The sequence below is a fragment of the Halococcus sediminicola genome, assembly GCF_000755245.1.
Taxonomy (GTDB): domain Archaea; phylum Halobacteriota; class Halobacteria; order Halobacteriales; family Halococcaceae; genus Halococcus; species Halococcus sediminicola.
Map to the genome: position 1 here is coordinate 36,359 of NZ_BBMP01000025.1, position 17,253 is coordinate 53,611.

Here is a 17,253-nt window from a genome sequence, read left to right on the forward strand (position 1 = left end):
CATGTCACACCAAGACACACCCAGCGAGGAGCACGTTGACGACCGCATCCTGTCGGATTTTTCGACTGACCCGGAGCTGGTCGGCTATTCACACAAGACGTGGGCGCTGGCAGTCCTGTTCGTCGGTATCATGACGTTCGTGCTGCCGCAGTTCTTCCCGTTGCCCGTCGCCCTCATTGGCGGTCTCGGGGTCGTGGCCGGTGTCGGCATCCTCTTTTCGGCGACGCCGCCGCATCTCACCCCATGGGAGTTCGCCTATCGGCGTCTCACTTCCCATACTCAGCAGCAAATTTATGTTCCAGATGGAAGTGGTAGCGGATGGAGCAGACATACAGACCATACCAAGTATACTAACAATGAGTGATGACGCTACGAATCCAAACTCGAACTCGCAGCAGCGCGGTAGCGACGGCGGTATCGAGCAGCCGGCCAACGAGACGGTTCCGGGGAGAATCGCCCGGCTCCCGGGCGTGCGCTCGATGCCGGTCATTGGTGCCGGGCGACCAACGTCCGGCGAGGATCACATCCCACTTCAGGACGCCGTTCGCGGCGAGTACGCCATCCGACGCGACGACGGGACGTATATCGGGGTCATCGAGGTCGAGCCGGCGAACATGGCGACCGTCGACGATAGCGAGTGGGAGGCGCAGGTCGAGCGCTTATCAAGCGTCCTAATGTCGAACACGAACGGCTCGGTCCAGATTTACTCTCCGATGCGCTCAGTCGACTACGGTGACCGCCACGAGACCTACAGCGAGCAGGCCCAAGAGCGCCATCTCACCGGCGATACGACCAACAGCAAAGCTCTCGCGGACATCGCCCAAGAGCGCGCGAAGAACGTCAGCCTCCACGAACAGACCACGCTCTCGCGCACGCACTACGTCATCGTCTCGGTTTCGGAGCTGGATACGACCGCACGATTCACCGAAGATCGCGGCGGGCTAGCGACGGTGCCCGTCGTCGGGTCGATGGTTAAACAGCACGAGCGCGAACAGAAAGACGACGCCGCTCACGCGCGAGCGATGTGCGATAAGCTCACCACGCGCGTCGAGCAGATGGCATCGGCGATTCGTGGAATGGAGGGCGTCTCGGCGACACCGCTCTCCTCGACGAAGGCGACGCAGGTCATCGACGACCACTACGGCCGCGGCGATGCCTTCGCCTACGACGACTACGCCAGCCTCGTCCGACAGGCTCCGCTCGTCTACGGTGACGAGGATGACCCCGAGTACCCAATCGCCCACGAACATGAGCAGGTCGAAGGCGACGCCACGGGCGGGCGTGCAGTCGCTGACGACGGCGCGCAGGCCCGATACCAGCCCGGCGTCTCGCCGCCCGATCGGACGACCGCCGACGTCGTGCGCGACGAGCCGGATGCGCTCGCCGATCACTACAAGTCGCTACTCGCGGCGAAGTTCGACACTACCGACCCCGGCCATGTCCGCATCGACGACCGGACGCTCACCAGTACCATCGCCGTTCGCAATTGGCCGCGCGTGCCGACCTACGGGATGTTCAGCCACATTCTGGCGTCCTCGAAGCCGGGCGTCGAGGTCATCCTCTCGGTGCAGGCCGAGCGCGACGAGACCGACGACATGGACCAGAAGGTGCTCTCGCTTGAGCAGAAGTGGAAGAAGGCGGAGGAAAAGGAGTCGTTCACCCGCGACCGCGATCGCCAGAAATACGAGACGGCGAAGGACATCAACGAGACCCGGAAGGCCCCGAACAAGGCGATGTTCGAAGTCGCGGCCTACATCACGGTCAAATCCGACGTCACCGCCGCACCCAGCAACGAGGACCGCGTAGAGTGGCACAACGACACGGTGGCGAGCGTCAAGCGCAAGCTCCAGGAAAAGCCGGCGAACGCCGGCGGGGTGCGCGTCGACCACAACCAGATGAACGGGCTGCACTCTTCGGCCCCGATAGCGAAAGACGTCATCGGCGAGACGGCGCTCATGAAGGACATGGGCCTCGCGTCGGTCTATCCGTGGCACGCGAAGAATCTCACCGAGCCGAACGGCGTGGTCGTCGGCAAGCACCGCGAGCGCGACGAGCCGACGGTGCTCGACATCTACAACCGGCCGACGGGCTACAACATCGGCATCTTCGGCACCATTGGCAGCGGGAAGACGACCTCGCTCAAGCAGTTGCTCACACGGCGAAAACTCCGCAACCCCGAGACCACTATCGTTGTCATCGACCCGTTGCAGGATTTCGCCGGACTCACCAAACTGTTCGACGGTGAGCGCATCGTCATCGGCGGCGACACGGCCATTAATCCCTTCCACATCGAGCCGACGCCCGAGGACGTGCTACGGGACATCGGCCGCGAGATACCGTTCAAGACGGCCGTCCGGCAGGCGAAAGCGTTCGTCGAGACCTACTACCAGCTGGAGGGGATGAACTACGAGAACCGTAAGGGTACGTGGGAGAAGGCCATCAAGCTCGCCTACAAGTGGGCGGGCATCACCGAAGATCCCGACACCCACGACCGAAAGAGTCCAACGGTCATGACCGCCATCTGGTTCATCCGCGACATGGCCCGTAACCCCGGCAACTACGTCGACGACGCGCTCGAAAACGTCGAATCGGCGAAGAAAAACCGGGAACAAACCGCGGTCGAGATTCTCAACAACGACATCGAGCCACTACTGGAGGGCGGCGAGTACCACAACCTCACCCAGCAGACCGACATCACGGACATTGAGAACACCGGCTTCCTGTATCTCGACCTCCAGCAGTACGATTCGGACCGCGAGGCCGGCGGGCTGATGATGCAACTGCTGATTTCGCAGGTCTACGAGCAAGCGAAAACATCGGCGAACCCGACCGTGACGGCCTTCGACGAGGCTCACTACATGTTCTCGAACACGGCCGACCTGCGCTTCCTGCGCCAGATCGTTCGCCACTCCCGGCATTACGACCTCTCGATGATATTCAGCACCCAGCAGATGGGCGATTTCTTTGAGGAGCGCGAAGACGAGGGTGAGACGGTCAAAGAGTCGGCGAAGGACATCATCGACAACACCTCGATGACACTCTTTCACTACCTGAAAGAGATGAACAGCACATGGGGCAAAGCATTCGACCTCAGTGAGGCCGAACAGAAGTTCATCAAGGACGCCGAGCCAGGCGAGCGCGAAATCGGCTACGCCGAGGCGCTCCTACAGATCGACCGTGAGGGCTGCTTCCCGCTGCGTGTCGAGATGGACGAGGACGTGAACCCGCGCGAGTTCGCTCTCTATCGTTACGATCCGCAGAAACACGGCGAGGACATGGCCGCCTACCTTCGCCATCACGACGACGTGTGTAACTGGCGCTGGGCGAGCGAATCGGGCTTCCGGCCGGAGTTGGCGGACGAAACGGAACCGGATTCGGAACCATCCACACAGCCCGCTCAGAGCGACGAGGGCGACGGCACGGACGACGAAAGGGAGGCTGGGCCATCGGACCCAGAAGCCACTGAGGGTGATGAGCGAGCCACTGGGAGCATAGATGACGCCGAGAGGCGAGCCGACGCGAGCGGCATCAGGAGCGCCGAAGAGGTCATCGCACAGACCGGCGCAGCGGACAGAAAGCAGTCGGACAAGCCAACGGATGAACTGACGCTCGGTGACATCCACGGCACCGTTGACGCGCCCGTTGCCGCTTCGCTCCGCGACGCTGGCTTCGAAAGTGTCGAGGCAGTCTATGGGGCCGACAACAGCGCGCTCGCTGACGTCGAGGGCTTCGACCCCACTAAGGCCGCGTGGCTCCAACGGAACGCAGCACGGACACTCGGGTGGTCCGAGGATCTCATCGAGGATCCAGAGAGTGCGGAGACTAACGAACGCCAGCAACAAAAAGACGAATCGAGCGATGAGAATGCGAATGGAGAAACCAAGGACGGCGCTCAGCCCGCGCTGACGGACATCAAACACATTGGTGAGGACCGTGCAGCCACACTCCGCGAAGCCAGCTTCGAGTCGGTTGGCGACGTAGCAAGTGCCGAGTGCGACGAGCTGACCGTGGTTGGAGGCGTCGGCCCGACGCGCGCCGAGCAACTCATCGAGAGCGCAAGCGACCTTCTCGCCGAATGGCCGGCAAAAGATAAAATATCCGCCGGTGAGAGTCGAAGCGAATGAGCGACGACAGTAGTTCAGGACGAAGCTCGATTTCGACCAGTTCGGAAACCAAATCGCGTTTTGATTCGTTTCGGCGGCAACTTTCCGCACACATTGACAAAGACATGACGGGTGACGATACGCTTGCGTACCTACTGGATGAGTTCGAAGACGAATACGACTGGGTTAACTTGGGCGGTGGCGATTCGTGAGTCTACTTGGCAGCCGACAATCTCCCGATACTGCTGAAGTGACCCGCGAACTCGCCGACGATGTTCACGAGTCGGTTGCCGAGCACGGTGACGTGCTGAACGTTCGCCCCTACCGCGATGATGGAGATATGCGGGCGGCAAAGCAATTGCTCACCGCTATTCACGACGTTAAGTCATCGGATGGGCTTCGAAGTACGAATGAGACACCACCCATCGCCTTCGAGCCGACCTACGCGAATGAAGGTATCGGGTATCGGTTCGCGCCCGTCGACGAGCATGTGCTCGAAGAACTGGAGCGGCTCGTCCCGAACTTCTACCGCGACGCCGATGTGACGCGCGATCCGGCCGAATTCATCCCAATCAAAGAGGGCCAGTATCTGGCGGCTGCACGGCTTGAACTCGCCGATGATAACTACTTCAAGCCCATCAAGCATTTCGAAATCGATCCCGAGGAGTTCGAGACTGATCCCTACGGAGCCATCATCCCTGAGATGATCGGCCGGCGCGAGGGCGGTGATGATGTCTCGACGATGGTGCAAGTACTAATTCGGCCGGCGTGGTCGAACCATTCACGCGACCGCAAGAACTGGTATCACGGCGTCGGGCACACCGCCGAGCAGTTGAAGAAAGGCGAGGTAGGCTGGCGGCCCAGTGCCGTCCTCGAAGGCTTCGCCACGGCGCTCACCGGCGGCAATGCTGAGGAAATCGATCACACGAAGAAGCGACCGACGACGAGCGCACAGAAGCAGGCCGCCGACGTCGTTGGTGACCAGCGCGGCGCGAAGGGCTACCATCTAAACGTGCGCGTCATCGCCACCGCGAACAGCCCCGAGGAAGCCGAAGAGCGCGTACGAGACACCGCCGGAATGTACCGTCGGTTCTATACTAGCACCTACGAGCAGGGCTTCGAGCCGATTTGGGCCGGCCCAGATGGCGCGACGACGCTCGTTCGCCGGATGGCAAAGCGCGAGTGGGTCGACCGAGAGATGATACTCTCGGCGGGTGCTCTCGCTGGTGTCTGTCACGTCCCGACGACGCTCGCCACACCCGAAATCGACTACTCGCGAACAAGCGGTTCGGGGAGCACGCCGAGCGAAGCGCCCGCGTTCGAATCGTTCCAGGACGAAGCCGATAGCGAGAGCGAAAGCGGGGCAAGCGGCGAATGAAACCGAAGCCCCACTCCGTGCTCCTGTTCGCTGGCATAGCGGTGTACGTCGGCCGTGGCGCGCTGCTGGGCGGGTGGACAGTCCACCCCGGCCATCTCGTGGCGTTCGCCGCCCTCTACGTTGGCGTGTACGCGCTCCGAGACGACCACCATCCCATCCATGAGTGAAACAGCTGACACCGAAACCGAGGCCGAAGCAGAGACCGAAGACTGGCCGTATGCAGTAACGCCGGCGAGCGAAGACGAACAGCGCCAATTCACGCGCCGGGAGATGAAGATGATAGCGGAGAACGGCAACATCTACGCCGGATCTCGAGCGCGGGCGATGGTCGAGTACGCCGAGCAGGTTCCCGACCAGCCGCGCTGGATAGGTGCAACCGAGCGCGACAACAAAGACGTCTCGCTGCCGTACAGCCTACTCTTTCGGCACATCTTCATTGGCGGACTGACTGGAATGGGGAAGTCGACGCTGGAGAAGAACATCGTCCAGCAGCACATCTACGCCGGAAAGGGCGTCTGCTATATCGACCCGAAGGGCGATGACGTGCTTGACATCCTCATGTCGATTCCCAAAGAACGCTGGGACGACGTGATCTTCATCTCGCCGGGCAGCGACGCTTTCCGCAAACAGGTCGGTTTCAACCTGCTGGAGACTCATTCTGATCCCGGCGATCCCGGATTCGACGGCGAGGTAGAGGGCATCGTCAACGACCTCAAAGCGTTGCTCGCCGCCGACGACTATTGGGGGCCGCGCATGGACGGGATCGCCTCCAATATGCTGCGCGGGATGATTCGCCACGAGTTCGATTTCACACTCGCCGATATGTTCGGCGCACTGCTTGATGAGGAGAGCCGGGCGGAGTACGCGAACCTGATTCAAGCCAGCGACGAAGACCTCTCGTTCATTCAGGGCTATACGAAGAAAATTGCCGAACTCGATGACATCGACCTCGACGCGATTCGCCGGCGATTGAAGGATTGGGTCGAGGAGCCGACCATGCGCCAAATCGTCGCCCAGCGCGACGCGAAGACGTCCATCCCGCAGGCCGTCGAGGACGAGAAAATCATCCTCGTGAACAACAACCTCCCCGACGAGCCGAAGGAAGCGGTTGCGACCGCGATACTCCGCCAGATATGGACTGCCGTGGATTCGCGGCCATCCGCACGCGACCAGCTGATGCAGGACATGGCCGAGGCCGACGACGGCGGCGTGGGCGAGTTCGACGAGGAGGCCGTCGACGAGGCTGTCCGAGAGCACGAGGAGAGCGGTGGGTCGTTCGACGCGGACTACACCCCCTACTTCCTCGTCATCGACGAGGCCCACGACGTGCTCAGCGAGGGGAGCAAGGTCGAGAAGATGCTGGCGAAGGCACGCTCGAAGCGGCTGGGCCTGACCATCGCCACGCAGCAGCTACGGCAGTTGGACCAAGACGCGCAGGATGCAATTCTCGGCAACTGTAATTCTCTCATCTCCTACGACCCCGGCCACCCGGATGAGGCGAAACTGCTCTCGCGGCGCTTCGGCGAAAAAGACGACCAAGACCTACTGGAGACCGACCAGTTCCACGCATGGATGCGGACGGCGACCGGACCGGGTAAGCGCTCGCGGCCGTTCCTCGCCGAAGCGTTTCCACCGTACCCACCGCTGCATAGCATCAAGGACGCCTACCGGCTCATCGTCAAGAGCCTCGACGAGTATGGGACAGTCCCGCCAACGAGTGAGGAGGTGCAGGACAAGATGCACTTCTCGACGGCTGGCAGTGTTGAGGAACAAGTTGAGGAGAGCCAAGAGATAGACGATCAGCAGGCCGCGCAGGTCGCAAAGGCCGCCTACGACGAGTGGCTTCGCCGGGAGAACAAGGAGAGCCAGAACAACGAGAGAAACCAGCAAAACCAGAACAACGAAGATAACGAGGACAGCCAGCAGAACGGAGAGGGCGAGCGCTGGGTCCTGGTCGAGAAGCCGGCGATCCGGAAGCGGGTGGACCGCTACCTGCCGACCGTCGACGTCAGCCACGTCAGCCTACTCTGGCACGTCATCGACCACGTTCCCGATGACCTGCTGGAGGTCGCCGAACGCGACGGCAAGATGTTCATGCGCTGCACCGAGCGCGGCAAGAACAGGATCTTCGAGACCGGTTCGGCGGGGAGCGCTGGCGGTGGCAAGCACCGGACGCTACTGAAGGACGGCTACGCGCCGCTGTTTCGGGCAGGGATGGTCGTCTCGCTACCGACGCAGGGAGACGGTGATATGCCCGACGGCGTGGCCGACCTCTCGGACGTGGCGATGCTCGATTTCGAGATCGGCGAGCGCACCCACCGGGATGTCCGCAACGTCAGCCAGCAGTTCGAGCAGCAGTACCCGCTGCTGGACCGTTTCGCCATCCCCCAGGGTGCGAACCCGGTCATCATACGGCGGACGGACGGCCCGGCGGTCGCCATCGAGGCCGAGAGCAGCACCGGCGACTCGAAGCCGGCGCAGTCGCTGTTCAACCTCGCACAGGCGTACAACAAGGGCCAGCACTGCCTGTTTACCTGTCGTGAGCGCGTCGCCGGAACGCTCTGGCAGACGCTCACCGAGAACAGCTACTACTCGCACAGCTGGGACGGCGAGCACCAGCGCTGCTACAACAGTGGCGAGCTCATGGTCAACGGCCAGATGATGCTTCGCCCGAAGGGCGCTCGCCAGACCGTCTGGCTCCACGATGAGGAAAGCGGCGAGTACCTGCTCCGAGATAGCGATGGTGAGGAACACGCCCGCTTCGAGAGCGCCACCGAGGTGTTCGAGCAGCCCGAGAAGTACCCGGCGACCAGTGAGGTCGTGCCGGACGACCAGCGTGACAAGTACGTGCCCGTGTACCGGCCGTTCATCCCGGAGTACCACTTTGACCGAAGGGTGTCCGAGAGCGCGTGGGACATCGTAGTGGTTCCCGAGGACGCGGACCAACCCGAGGACCTGCACCTCTACCGTGGCCCCGATGTCGAGCAGCTGCCCATCACCGAAGCCGTCGGCGAGGAGCAGTCGGCGAGCGTGAGCGTTGACGAGAACGAGGACGATAGTAGGGCCGAGCCGGCGGACGCGGGCGCTGCGCGCGAAGAGACGGCGACCAGCGGTAGTGAGCTATCCGACGAGCAGCGCGAACAGATGGAAAAAGCGTTCCCCGGCGACGAAGACAGCGACAGTTCTCCGGTACTCGAAAAACTCTGAGCTACTGCTCGGGGGCCTGTCCTTCATCGAGGTCTCGAATCACATCGACCATATCGTTGTAGGCCTCGTGCATCCGCTCTATCTCACTCTCCAACTCCTTGACGTTGGCTTCCAATTCCTCGATGCGCTCGTGGTCCGTCTCCTGCCCAGCTCCGGACCCAGCTTCCAGTTTATCGACGCGCTGCTGGAGGTCGCGGACATCGCTGGCCTGCACGCCGACATCATCTACCAACTCCTCGAACAGTCTTTCACCCGTCTCAGTTAGCCCGAACTGACGGGCCGGAACAGGGGTGCCGACGTGGGCCTCCCCGACGACCTCAACCGGTGGCTCACCGTCCATCCACTCGACCGACGCCCACAGGTCTTCCGGTGGATTGAGTAGCGCATTTATGTGGTGGTTGAAGCTCCCACGCTCCAGCCCAGTGTATTCTCTGAGTTCTGAGGTGTTGGCCTCGCCGCTGTGGAAGCGTAGTGCCTGTAGGATGACCCGGCGACGGCCGCTCACCCACGCGGCGAGGTCCGGTTCCGACTCTTGCTCGTCAGCAGTGGTCGCCATACAACATGCAATAACTCCCTACTGTAAATAACAAACGTGTCCTACTGAAAGGCTCCCCAGTAGCGAAGGCAGTAGCTGTGAAGACAGGGGGAGGGGGTGGCTGAAACGAGGCCAAGGCCGAGGAAAATAGCGGTGGCGAACAAACGTAGAAAACTGGGCGAACTGGACGAACAAGTTAGGCAAGATGAACCGGGCAAACCGGCTGTGCGAGGAGAGCCGAGCAAACGAAACGAACTGAGTGAGCCGGGCGAAGAGTATATATCAGTAAGGTGGTATCACAACGGTCACGGGTCGAACTCAGCGAGACGCTCTTCCAACGCATTGTCATCCATATTCTCGATAGCCTCCAGACCGAGCGCGACGACTAGCGGCTCAAAATGCCGTATCTTCTCGACCTTCTTTCCGTTCCGACGCTGACGCTGTGTGTCTATTTCACTGGCGACGAGATCGAACTCCTGACGGAGGTCTTCAGGGAGATACATATACGTACCCTGATATAGGTCCTTGGCGCTCTGTGGCTTCTCCTGTTGTTCTTGTTCTTCTGGTTCTGCTGATTGTTCTGGTTTTTCTTGTTCTTCCGATTCTGCTGGCTGTTCCGAGGACCGACCCTTCCGACGACTGCTCAGTCTGTCAGCGCGGTCTCCCATTACTGGGCCTCCCGAATGGATGCTGTTTCTGCCGGGGGCAGTCCAAACTGCTCATCGAGCGTGGCGGCAATCTCTAAGAAGACGTCGCACATGTCCACTCCCGGGTCATACTCGAAAAGCGAGCTGCCGGCACTGTGTGCACGCTGGAGGGCGACCCGTTTCCGAACCTCGAAGCGGGGCGTGTCATCGAATGCGCGAGCGAACCAGTCCATCATTTCCGATGCTTCATTGGTCTGCTCGACTCTGTTGGCGACGAGCGCACGCTCCTGAATCGAGATGTCGAAGTCCCGCTCTATCGAGGTCACGTGGTCGAACAGTAGCTCCACAGCGCGCTTACTGGTAGATTCTGCGAGCGCCGGGATGAGAAGGTTCTGGGCAGCATAGAGCGCGTTGTCCGTCAGATGGCCAAGCGACGGAGGGCAGTCAATCAGCACGTAATCATACTGCTGGTCGAGTTCCTCAAGCGCGAGCGCCAACTGCTCCGTGGGTCGGCGGACATGGGTCATCTCGCGTTCCGTATGGTGATGGTCGACGTTGCTGGGTACGATGTCCATCTCCGCGTGCTCCTCAACGAGGCGCTTGATTTCTCCGCGCTGTTCCGAGTCCGTCAGCACGTCGAAGAGGCTAGGCGGTTCCGCGTCGTAGGCCTCAGCGAATCCGAGGCCCTCCGTGGCGTTGCCCTGTGGGTCGAGGTCGACGAGCAGGACGTCACGACCGCGCTGATTCAGCGCCCCGGCGACGTTCACGGCAATCGTGGTCTTTCCGACGCCGCCTTTCTGGTTGCTCACGGCGATTGTAACCGGGTGTTTCACGTCATCGAGTTCTTCTGGTTCTGCTTGTTTTTCTGGTTGTGCCATACGAACCGATTTTCATAGGCAAACCACTTAGTTCTACGTCAGACGCCACACCGGATTTCGAGTGTAACACCCCGATAGAGCCAGCGAGAGTCGTGAGAATAGACAGTTTGACGGAGACAGACACGAGAAATCGTCTGTGACGAACCTCATCGTCAAATCGGCTGTGAAGGACAAGCTGAGCGATATGAACGTGTCCTCGGATTTCTACGACGCCCTCGACGAGGACGTGAGCGAACTGCTCGAAAACGCGGCCCAGCGAGCTGATGCAAACGAGCGGAAGACGGTGCAGGCGCGCGACCTGTAGGGATCGACGTCGTCGACGCTGGGACCGAACCGAGAGCATTCTTTCCGAAGCAGCGCAATAGCCAGCCGGACTGCCAGCGAGCAGTAGCCAGCGATAGCCAGTGGGGATGACGAGTGGGTGTAGAGAGCGAGAGATAGGAGATTTCACGATGGCACAGATCGTATGGTAGGATTGGGATTGGAACAAGAGAGAAGGGTAGAAGCGAGACTCCATAGCAGATAGGTGCGGACGAGACGGAAAGCAGCGAGCCTTGAAAGAAATCGAGAGCAGCGGGAGATAGTCAAACCGTCCAGTAGGGAGATTATCCAATCCAGCGGTCCACTGGAGCGCTTGACGACAAGAGATTATCAGAGCAACCCATAGTTTTGCGCGAATCCATCCTATAGGGATCAGCAGAGTATCTCGTAGATGCTCGTCTGCACTTGCTACCGTTGTCCGTTGAGTGTGAGTTTGTCGCCACGTTGTCGGATACACTGAAAGAGAAACTCCGAGAATGAGTTCTGATTCCTATAATATTGTATAGAGAGAATGATTTGTCACCGCTGGTGATCTAGTTCCAAGTTAAGATGGATTAGACCGTGTGAGATGGCGAGGTTCGAGAGACTAGCCTTTGTCAGACGCGGGGCCGACGCTAAACTTGACTACGACTGCAGTGGGAGTCCATCCACCGTCTCGGTGTAGCTCGGATGAGACGGCTGCTGCCGGGCCGTCGACGTCAAGTGATCGACCACGTACTCCGCATCCCTGCCGACACCGGTGAACAGCCCTGACGTCATCGCATACAGGAAGAATAGGCCGACGAAGTACAATCCTGGCTCATCCGGAACGACGCCGCGAACGTGGATAGGCTCCTTAGGCCGTTCTTTTCCGTCGAATATCGAGAGATCTATCCACGAAAAGTCAGGGTGAAATCCAGTGCACCAGATGACGTTCTCAACGTCGAGAACGGCATCTCCGACGACGGGGCGGCCGTCGCGGACGCCAGTCATTCGAGGCACCCGCTCGACGCCAGCCGCGTCTAAGTCATTTGGTTTGACCCGGACTAGCTGGATACCCTGGGACAGCATCTTCGGACGCTTGCGGCGCCCGATGGGCGTCCCCGTCGTGAGGATCCGATGGAAGAGCACGCGCATCACAAACGGAATCCCAAGGTGGCGGCCCACCCACGAGTCGATCTGGAACGGCACGTGGCCGACGTCCCGGCCCGACAACTTCGTCTCGTGCTCGTCGGCGACGTCAAGTGCGATCTCGGCACCGGAGTTGCCCGCCCCGACGACGAGCACGTCCCCGTCCTGGAGCTGATCGGGGTTGCGGTAGTCACTCGTGTGCAGTTGGACGACGTCGTCGGGGAGATCCGCTGCGAAATCCGGGATCTTCGGGACCTGGTAACTTGCCATCGCCACTACGACGTTGTCCGTCTCGATCCGTCGGTCACTCGCAGTGACGAGGAAGCCATCGTCGCTCCGTTCCAGCCCGTCCACGCGGACGCCGAGTTCGACGGGCAGGTCGAACCGTTGGGCGTAAGTCTCCAAGTAGTCGGCCACCTCGTCCTTCGTGGGGAAGGCGTACGGTGAGCTCAGATAGTCCATCCCCGGTAGGCTCGAGTAGCGGGCGGGGGTGAACACTCGGAGGGAGTCCCAGCGGGCTCGCCATGCGTCGCCAACGTGGTCGCTCGCATCAAGGATTACGAAATCTTGATCATGCTGCTGCAGGTAGTACCCGGTTGCCAGTCCGGCCTGGCCACCACCGATAACGACGGTATCGTATTGTTCGATCATGCATTTGTTCCTCGATGAGCGTACGCGTTGCTGGAAAGTGATGATGCCGGATGCAAGATTTCACGCCCTGAAATCTCGGGTAAGTCAGGTGTCTGCTACGTCAGGGTTCCCGGCTGACCGGTTTACAAGTCTGATGGTGGTGGTCATCGCTAGGGCGTTATGACGACTCGTGGGAATCGAAGGCGGCAGGGTCGACCGGCGTCGCCTCCTCGCGAACCTGCTCGAAGACTGAAATGGCCCACTCGCGGGCCTCTGGGGCGTCGGTGTCGATGATCGCCGTCAGCGCCCCGGTCTCGGCGTCGTGACAGCAGATGCCGGCCCGGTCGTCCACGATGCCGAGGCCGCAGCGGTCGCCGTCGGGAAGGTGGTCGTGGACGAGGACGGTAGCGTTCTCACAGGCGGTGACTTCCATGATCCGATCAGGATTCCAGGCGAACGTCCCCTCCAGGGCCTTGGGCGTGAACACGTACTCGAACGTCATTCCTTCGAGGACCGCTCCGCAGGCCGTCTCCAGGTTGCTTGATTTGTAGACGATGTTGTCGAACCCGCGCAACGAGGAGGTCGACGCGATGAGCTGGCCGAGACGCTCAACGGGCTCGTAGGGGTAGCCTGGTCCAGGGTAGGAAACCACCGCGTCGGCGAAGAGCTCGGCGGAGAAGCCCGGCATCTCGCCCGGCAGCCACTGCCAGACATCGCGAAGCTTCTCCTCGATCTCCATCGCGTCCCTGAAAGCCAGGAACCGGTCGGCGACGTATTCACCGAGGGGGGTCAGTCCGTACGTGGGGCCATCCCTGTTGAGCCACCGACGCTCTTTGAAGTCGGCGAGCACCCGTCCGACGGTTGGCGAGGAGGCGCCGGTGGCCTCACAAAGCTCTCGACGGTCGGTTGGTCCGTCGGCCAACGCTTCGAGGACGCCGACGCGGTGGGCCGACGTGGCTAGGAATTGGATGTTGTCGATTCCCGCGGTCATATGTGATGAAGGGAGGCGAGGAGCTTAGCGCTTCTCCGTGGGAGAGATACAGGCGACTCTACGATCGAGGGGTTCGGGCGGTTCGAGTGGCGTGCCCTATGCCTGCTTCCCAGCCCGCACCGATTGTGGCGACGCACTCGGCCGTGGTGCTATCGTGGCAGTACCACTTACTGCATTCGCACTCTGTATCTCGCACGCAGAGTTCAACAGGGCAATAGTCGTATGATATGAGAACTCCGAAGATGAGTGCTAGCTTCGGTCATTGCTCTGAAAAACCGAAATCCCTCCCTTCATGAAGGCAAAATTAATGTGTTAATTAGCTAATAAACACAATTACATGCCCAACTCAAAAGCGAATTTGTGGACTACATGGCTGGAAAATAATATGCTCCAAGATATCCAGGACTCCAACCGCCCGGATCCGGTCCCATTCTTGATGACAGTCGACGAACAACTCGACACCACTGATGCAGTCGATAGCTATCGATACGGGAAAAACGACGGCGAGTACCTGTATCTCATCTACTTAGCGGATGATCCACTCGACACTGCGTCCGATATCACCCCCGTCTACGTCGGTGAATCGCGCAACATCGGCTCCCGGATCTACCAACACTACAAGAAAATCGACGACGCGCTCCCGGTCGATGGCTGGGAAGACGACGGCTCGTGGGGTAGCTTCTCGAAATACGACCACATCGCTGCGGTCCGGGATGCCGCCGACTCACAACTCTACGTGTGGATTCTCGACGTCGATACGGTAGAGAAATCGCCCTACGGTGTGGAGACGTACCGACAGGAACTCGAGGCGAAGCTGGTCGGACTCATCTTCGCACATCCGAAGTATCGACAAACGATGACGAACCGTGAGTTCGCACCGAATCAAGCGCTCTACGAGATCGGCAACGCCGGTCACGAGTGGCTCACGACCGATTTCGCGAGACCAGGAACTTCGACTGAGCCCCCTCGAGAAACAGTACCCACCACAGAAAACTCGAAAGCGGAACTCTGGGACCACTGGCTCGAAAAGTACGTTTACACTGACCTTACGGACGAATCGACAGCTGACCCGATCCCCTTGTTCGCCACCGATGAACAACTAACGGTCGAACGGACCGACACGGGTCGTCTCAAACGCTCGGCAGCCATCGACGAGCGAATTCGCACAGAGGGGAAAAAGTGCGTCCATGCCGGGGGACTGAGAGAAGATGGGTATGAGGGAGTCATCTATCTCATGTATCAGCTCGAAGACTTCGAAGAGCGCAGTCGGCCGAGCATCGTGCCGCGATACATTGGGAAAGCAGAAGCGTACGGGAAGAAAAACGAGCTGAGCGCGAACTTCACAGAAATCGCCGCTGAACGGTCGAGTACTCGGAGCTTCGCTCGCTGGGGCGATGGGGACTACTGGCACATCGGCGAACTCTCCATGGCACTCTTCGAAAACGATTCGCGGAAAGTGGCGTGGGCGAGCGAGCTGTTCGAACCAGGGACCCACCGACTCAAGGAACAGACGTACCTCTGGGTGCGGGCATGGGAACAGGGCGTGGACACCGGACCATATGGTTACGAGGCGTATCTCGCCGAGCTCGAACCACAGCTCATCGGCGTTGCTCAGGCTAGCCACCCGAAGCAATTACTGAACAAGAGCAACGTCCCCGATGACGCTCCAATCAATTCGGCTGAATTCTCGTTCGAAGGTGTCCAGGAACTATCGTAGTTGCTGCCACTCAGGACCTTCGCGTCTAAGGACGGCAAGACAGCGCAAATCCAGGCCGGTGCCGAGACGGCTCAATCAATCGGGGACAATCCCGAGTCCGATCGCGTCGGCCTGAAAGAGGCCGACGAGATCGAGAGTGGGTCGATGCAGAATCCCCACGACATGGACGCGACTTACCACCGGAAGGGCGGTGAGTCTCACCGCGGGTACAAATCGAACGTTGCAGAGACCTGTGGCGGTGAAAACCCATTTCGGCTGATCACGACGGTTCGGGTTGGTACAAACAACACCGACGATGGTGACCTGCTAGCCGAAGATGTCGCCGAGTTACCGAACGAGACCGGATTGAGTGATCTCCTCGTTGACGGTGGCTACACGCACAGAGACGTCGAGTCGCGCTGCGGTGATCACGAGATCACGCAGCACTTTACGGGATTGACGGGACAGCGACCGTCTGCGGAGAAGTTGTCGCTGGCAGATGCGGAGTGGGACGGGCACCGAATGGTTGCGTGTCCTGCCAGCAAAACACCCTCGATGAGCCGATGTGCAAGAGATGCGCTATCTATTCAGCACCATCTTACAGAACTACCGTACCTCTGCCAGTTCTCGCCTGACCGATTCAGAGGATGTATTCGGCAGACAATCGTCGTCGGTCTCAGTCTGTCAGCACCAATAACGGGGTCAAGTGAGATAGACGAGTTCGTTATGAGGATTATTCTGGTGACCACTCGCAAGCGTCACCGTAGGTCAGTTGGTTCTCATTGATGTACGTCGACAGACAGGCATAATTGCAAAAGTAACTGGGCGACCCACAGTCAGCGGTGCAGTCACGCACGCAAATCGGGTCGTGGCCGAAGATGTGTGAACCACAATATGCACACGTCTCGTCAGTGTCGGGGGTTTCGATTGTCGTGGACATACGACCCATTGCCAATTGATGACTGAAAGCATTGCGACGGTCCTTCAACGATAGTAGACGGAAGCACTATCCCAAATGCAGAGATCGCGTGACCGATACGCGCCCTGTATCTCGCACGCAGAGTTGAACAGGGCAAAAATATTATGATAGAAGAGCTCCGAAGATGAGTGCTATTCTCGTACCATCGAGTGAACTGTATCCCACTTGTTGACTCCTTGCCCACGAGAATGGGCTACGAAGATCAGAAGAGAGTGTATTATTCTGTCTGATCGGGCCTGAACGACCAAGAGGGCGCTGGCCCGTACAGTCGCTCGTCAGTATCGTCAGCGTACGGCATTCTGTCGGGTGTTTCGAGAAGTTCAACGTAGAGTCCCCATTCCACCCGACAGTACACGTACTGCAACCCCTCTGTCGGCCCACTATCGTTCGTCTTCGGTTCATTGAGGACCGTCACATCACCCCGATCAGCCATTGTATCTACTGCTGTCCCAAGATCTTCAACGTGAAGCGCGAGGTGCATCCCTCCGACGTCGGAATTTTTCGGCGGCGTTTCGTCTTGATCGGGAGCATCCCATTCGAACAGTTCGAGATTCAGTGTCGGTCCACAGCGCAACATCGCCAGTGACGCCCGTGCGTCAGGATGGACATCGAGACGTCGCTCCATCGAATCGCCATCGGGGTCGCCGAATGGACCCTTTCGATACAGGACATCGCAATCGAGAGCATCGACGAAGAACGTGACCGCTTCGTCAAGATCTGGAACCGTGACTCCAACGTGGTGAACGTTTCTCGCCGTCAAGGGATGATCGTTGGCCAC

The 17,253-nt window shown here is 59.7% G+C and carries 16 protein-coding genes; 9 read left to right on the forward strand and 7 right to left on the reverse strand.

Going from position 1 to position 17,253, the window contains the following annotated elements; all coding sequences use genetic code 11:
- Position 1 precedes the first annotated feature (1 nt).
- The 6 genes from ACP97_RS20065 to ACP97_RS16070 are packed head-to-tail and all read left to right on the forward strand — an operon-like array spanning position 2 to position 8,688.
- Entirely contained in the window at positions 2-364 is a 363-nt protein-coding gene (locus ACP97_RS20065) for a hypothetical protein (protein WP_049998852.1), read from the forward strand.
- Positions 357-4,124, forward strand: a complete 3,768-nt coding sequence (locus ACP97_RS16055) for a helix-hairpin-helix domain-containing protein (protein ID WP_049998853.1) — start codon at positions 357-359, stop codon at positions 4,122-4,124. The genes ACP97_RS20065 and ACP97_RS16055 overlap by 8 nt, the downstream gene beginning before the upstream one ends.
- Positions 4,121-4,315: a hypothetical protein gene (locus tag ACP97_RS16060; protein ID WP_049998854.1), complete on the forward strand. Its 195-nt coding sequence runs from the start codon at positions 4,121-4,123 to the stop codon at positions 4,313-4,315. Before ACP97_RS16055 ends, ACP97_RS16060 begins: the two co-directional genes overlap by 4 nt.
- A complete protein-coding gene (locus ACP97_RS16065; RefSeq protein ID WP_154020052.1) occupies positions 4,312-5,481 on the forward strand; it encodes a hypothetical protein in 1,170 nt (389 codons plus the stop codon). Before ACP97_RS16060 ends, ACP97_RS16065 begins: the two co-directional genes overlap by 4 nt.
- Positions 5,478-5,648: a hypothetical protein gene (locus ACP97_RS20070; RefSeq protein WP_154020053.1), complete on the forward strand. Its 171-nt coding sequence runs from the start codon at positions 5,478-5,480 to the stop codon at positions 5,646-5,648. Before ACP97_RS16065 ends, ACP97_RS20070 begins: the two co-directional genes overlap by 4 nt.
- Positions 5,641-8,688 (forward strand): type IV secretory system conjugative DNA transfer family protein, encoded by a 3,048-nt coding sequence (locus ACP97_RS16070; RefSeq protein ID WP_049998856.1) that lies wholly within the window; start codon positions 5,641-5,643, stop codon positions 8,686-8,688. Before ACP97_RS20070 ends, ACP97_RS16070 begins: the two co-directional genes overlap by 8 nt.
- A 1-nt stretch (position 8,689) precedes the next feature.
- Here the strand turns inward: ACP97_RS16070 and ACP97_RS16075 are convergent, their stop codons facing one another.
- The 3 genes from ACP97_RS16075 to ACP97_RS16085 form a co-directional block, all read right to left on the reverse strand.
- Positions 8,690-9,244 carry a hypothetical protein gene (locus ACP97_RS16075; RefSeq protein ID WP_049998857.1) on the reverse strand — a complete coding sequence of 185 codons (555 nt, stop codon included), beginning with the start codon at positions 9,242-9,244 and terminating at the stop codon, positions 8,690-8,692.
- 284 nt (positions 9,245-9,528) lie between these two features.
- Entirely contained in the window at positions 9,529-9,891 is a 363-nt protein-coding gene (locus ACP97_RS20075) for a hypothetical protein (protein WP_154020054.1), read from the reverse strand.
- On the reverse strand, positions 9,891-10,748 hold the full coding sequence (locus ACP97_RS16085) for a ParA family protein (RefSeq protein ID WP_237561217.1): 858 nt from the start codon (positions 10,746-10,748) through the stop codon (positions 9,891-9,893). The genes ACP97_RS20075 and ACP97_RS16085 overlap by 1 nt, the downstream gene beginning before the upstream one ends.
- A gap of 136 nt (positions 10,749-10,884) precedes the next feature.
- Between ACP97_RS16085 and ACP97_RS16090 the strand changes: the two genes are divergently transcribed.
- Positions 10,885-11,052: a DNA-binding protein gene (locus ACP97_RS16090; RefSeq protein ID WP_049998859.1), complete on the forward strand. Its 168-nt coding sequence runs from the start codon at positions 10,885-10,887 to the stop codon at positions 11,050-11,052.
- A 641-nt stretch (positions 11,053-11,693) separates the two neighbouring features.
- On the opposite strand, the gene ACP97_RS16095 is transcribed toward ACP97_RS16090, so the two are convergent.
- Positions 11,694-12,830, reverse strand: a complete 1,137-nt coding sequence (locus ACP97_RS16095; protein WP_049998860.1) for a flavin-containing monooxygenase — start codon at positions 12,828-12,830, stop codon at positions 11,694-11,696.
- A gap of 157 nt (positions 12,831-12,987) precedes the next feature.
- Positions 12,988-13,800 carry a helix-turn-helix transcriptional regulator gene (locus ACP97_RS16100; RefSeq protein ID WP_049998861.1) on the reverse strand — a complete coding sequence of 271 codons (813 nt, stop codon included), beginning with the start codon at positions 13,798-13,800 and terminating at the stop codon, positions 12,988-12,990.
- Between the two features lie 385 nt (positions 13,801-14,185).
- Between ACP97_RS16100 and ACP97_RS16105 the strand changes: the two genes are divergently transcribed.
- Together ACP97_RS16105 and ACP97_RS20550 are read left to right on the forward strand one after the other, a co-directional pair.
- Positions 14,186-15,517, forward strand: coding sequence for a GIY-YIG nuclease family protein (locus tag ACP97_RS16105; RefSeq protein WP_237561218.1), 1,332 nt, complete (start codon positions 14,186-14,188; stop codon positions 15,515-15,517).
- The gene (locus ACP97_RS20550; protein ID WP_049998863.1) at positions 15,518-16,282 is read left to right on the forward strand and encodes a hypothetical protein; all 765 of its coding nucleotides are present in this window, start codon (positions 15,518-15,520) and stop codon (positions 16,280-16,282) included.
- Here ACP97_RS20550 and ACP97_RS20925 read toward each other — a convergent pair.
- The gene (locus tag ACP97_RS20925; protein WP_079977691.1) at positions 16,230-16,436 is read right to left on the reverse strand and encodes a hypothetical protein; all 207 of its coding nucleotides are present in this window, start codon (positions 16,434-16,436) and stop codon (positions 16,230-16,232) included. The genes ACP97_RS20550 and ACP97_RS20925 overlap by 53 nt on opposite strands.
- Positions 16,437-16,692: 256 nt before the next feature.
- On the reverse strand, positions 16,693-17,253 hold the full coding sequence (locus ACP97_RS16115) for a VOC family protein (RefSeq protein ID WP_049998864.1): 561 nt from the start codon (positions 17,251-17,253) through the stop codon (positions 16,693-16,695).

Bases quoted from the DNA above. Each gene is read 5' to 3' on its own strand.
- ACP97_RS20065 (WP_049998852.1), top strand. From the start codon at position 2: ATGTCACACCAAGACACACCCAGCGAGGAGCACGTTGACGACCGCATC.
- ACP97_RS16055 (WP_049998853.1), top strand. From the start codon at position 357: ATGAGTGATGACGCTACGAATCCAAACTCGAACTCGCAGCAGCGCGGT.
- ACP97_RS16060 (WP_049998854.1), top strand. From the start codon at position 4,121: ATGAGCGACGACAGTAGTTCAGGACGAAGCTCGATTTCGACCAGTTCG.
- ACP97_RS20070 (WP_154020053.1), top strand. From the start codon at position 5,478: ATGAAACCGAAGCCCCACTCCGTGCTCCTGTTCGCTGGCATAGCGGTG.
- ACP97_RS16070 (WP_049998856.1), top strand. From the start codon at position 5,641: ATGAGTGAAACAGCTGACACCGAAACCGAGGCCGAAGCAGAGACCGAA.
- ACP97_RS16075 (WP_049998857.1), bottom strand. From the start codon at position 9,244: ATGGCGACCACTGCTGACGAGCAAGAGTCGGAACCGGACCTCGCCGCG.
- ACP97_RS20075 (WP_154020054.1), bottom strand. From the start codon at position 9,891: ATGGGAGACCGCGCTGACAGACTGAGCAGTCGTCGGAAGGGTCGGTCC.
- ACP97_RS16085 (WP_237561217.1), bottom strand. From the start codon at position 10,748: ATGGCACAACCAGAAAAACAAGCAGAACCAGAAGAACTCGATGACGTG.
- ACP97_RS16095 (WP_049998860.1), bottom strand. From the start codon at position 12,830: ATGATCGAACAATACGATACCGTCGTTATCGGTGGTGGCCAGGCCGGA.
- ACP97_RS16100 (WP_049998861.1), bottom strand. From the start codon at position 13,800: ATGACCGCGGGAATCGACAACATCCAATTCCTAGCCACGTCGGCCCAC.
- ACP97_RS16105 (WP_237561218.1), top strand. From the start codon at position 14,186: ATGCTCCAAGATATCCAGGACTCCAACCGCCCGGATCCGGTCCCATTC.
- ACP97_RS20925 (WP_079977691.1), bottom strand. From the start codon at position 16,436: ATGTCCACGACAATCGAAACCCCCGACACTGACGAGACGTGTGCATAT.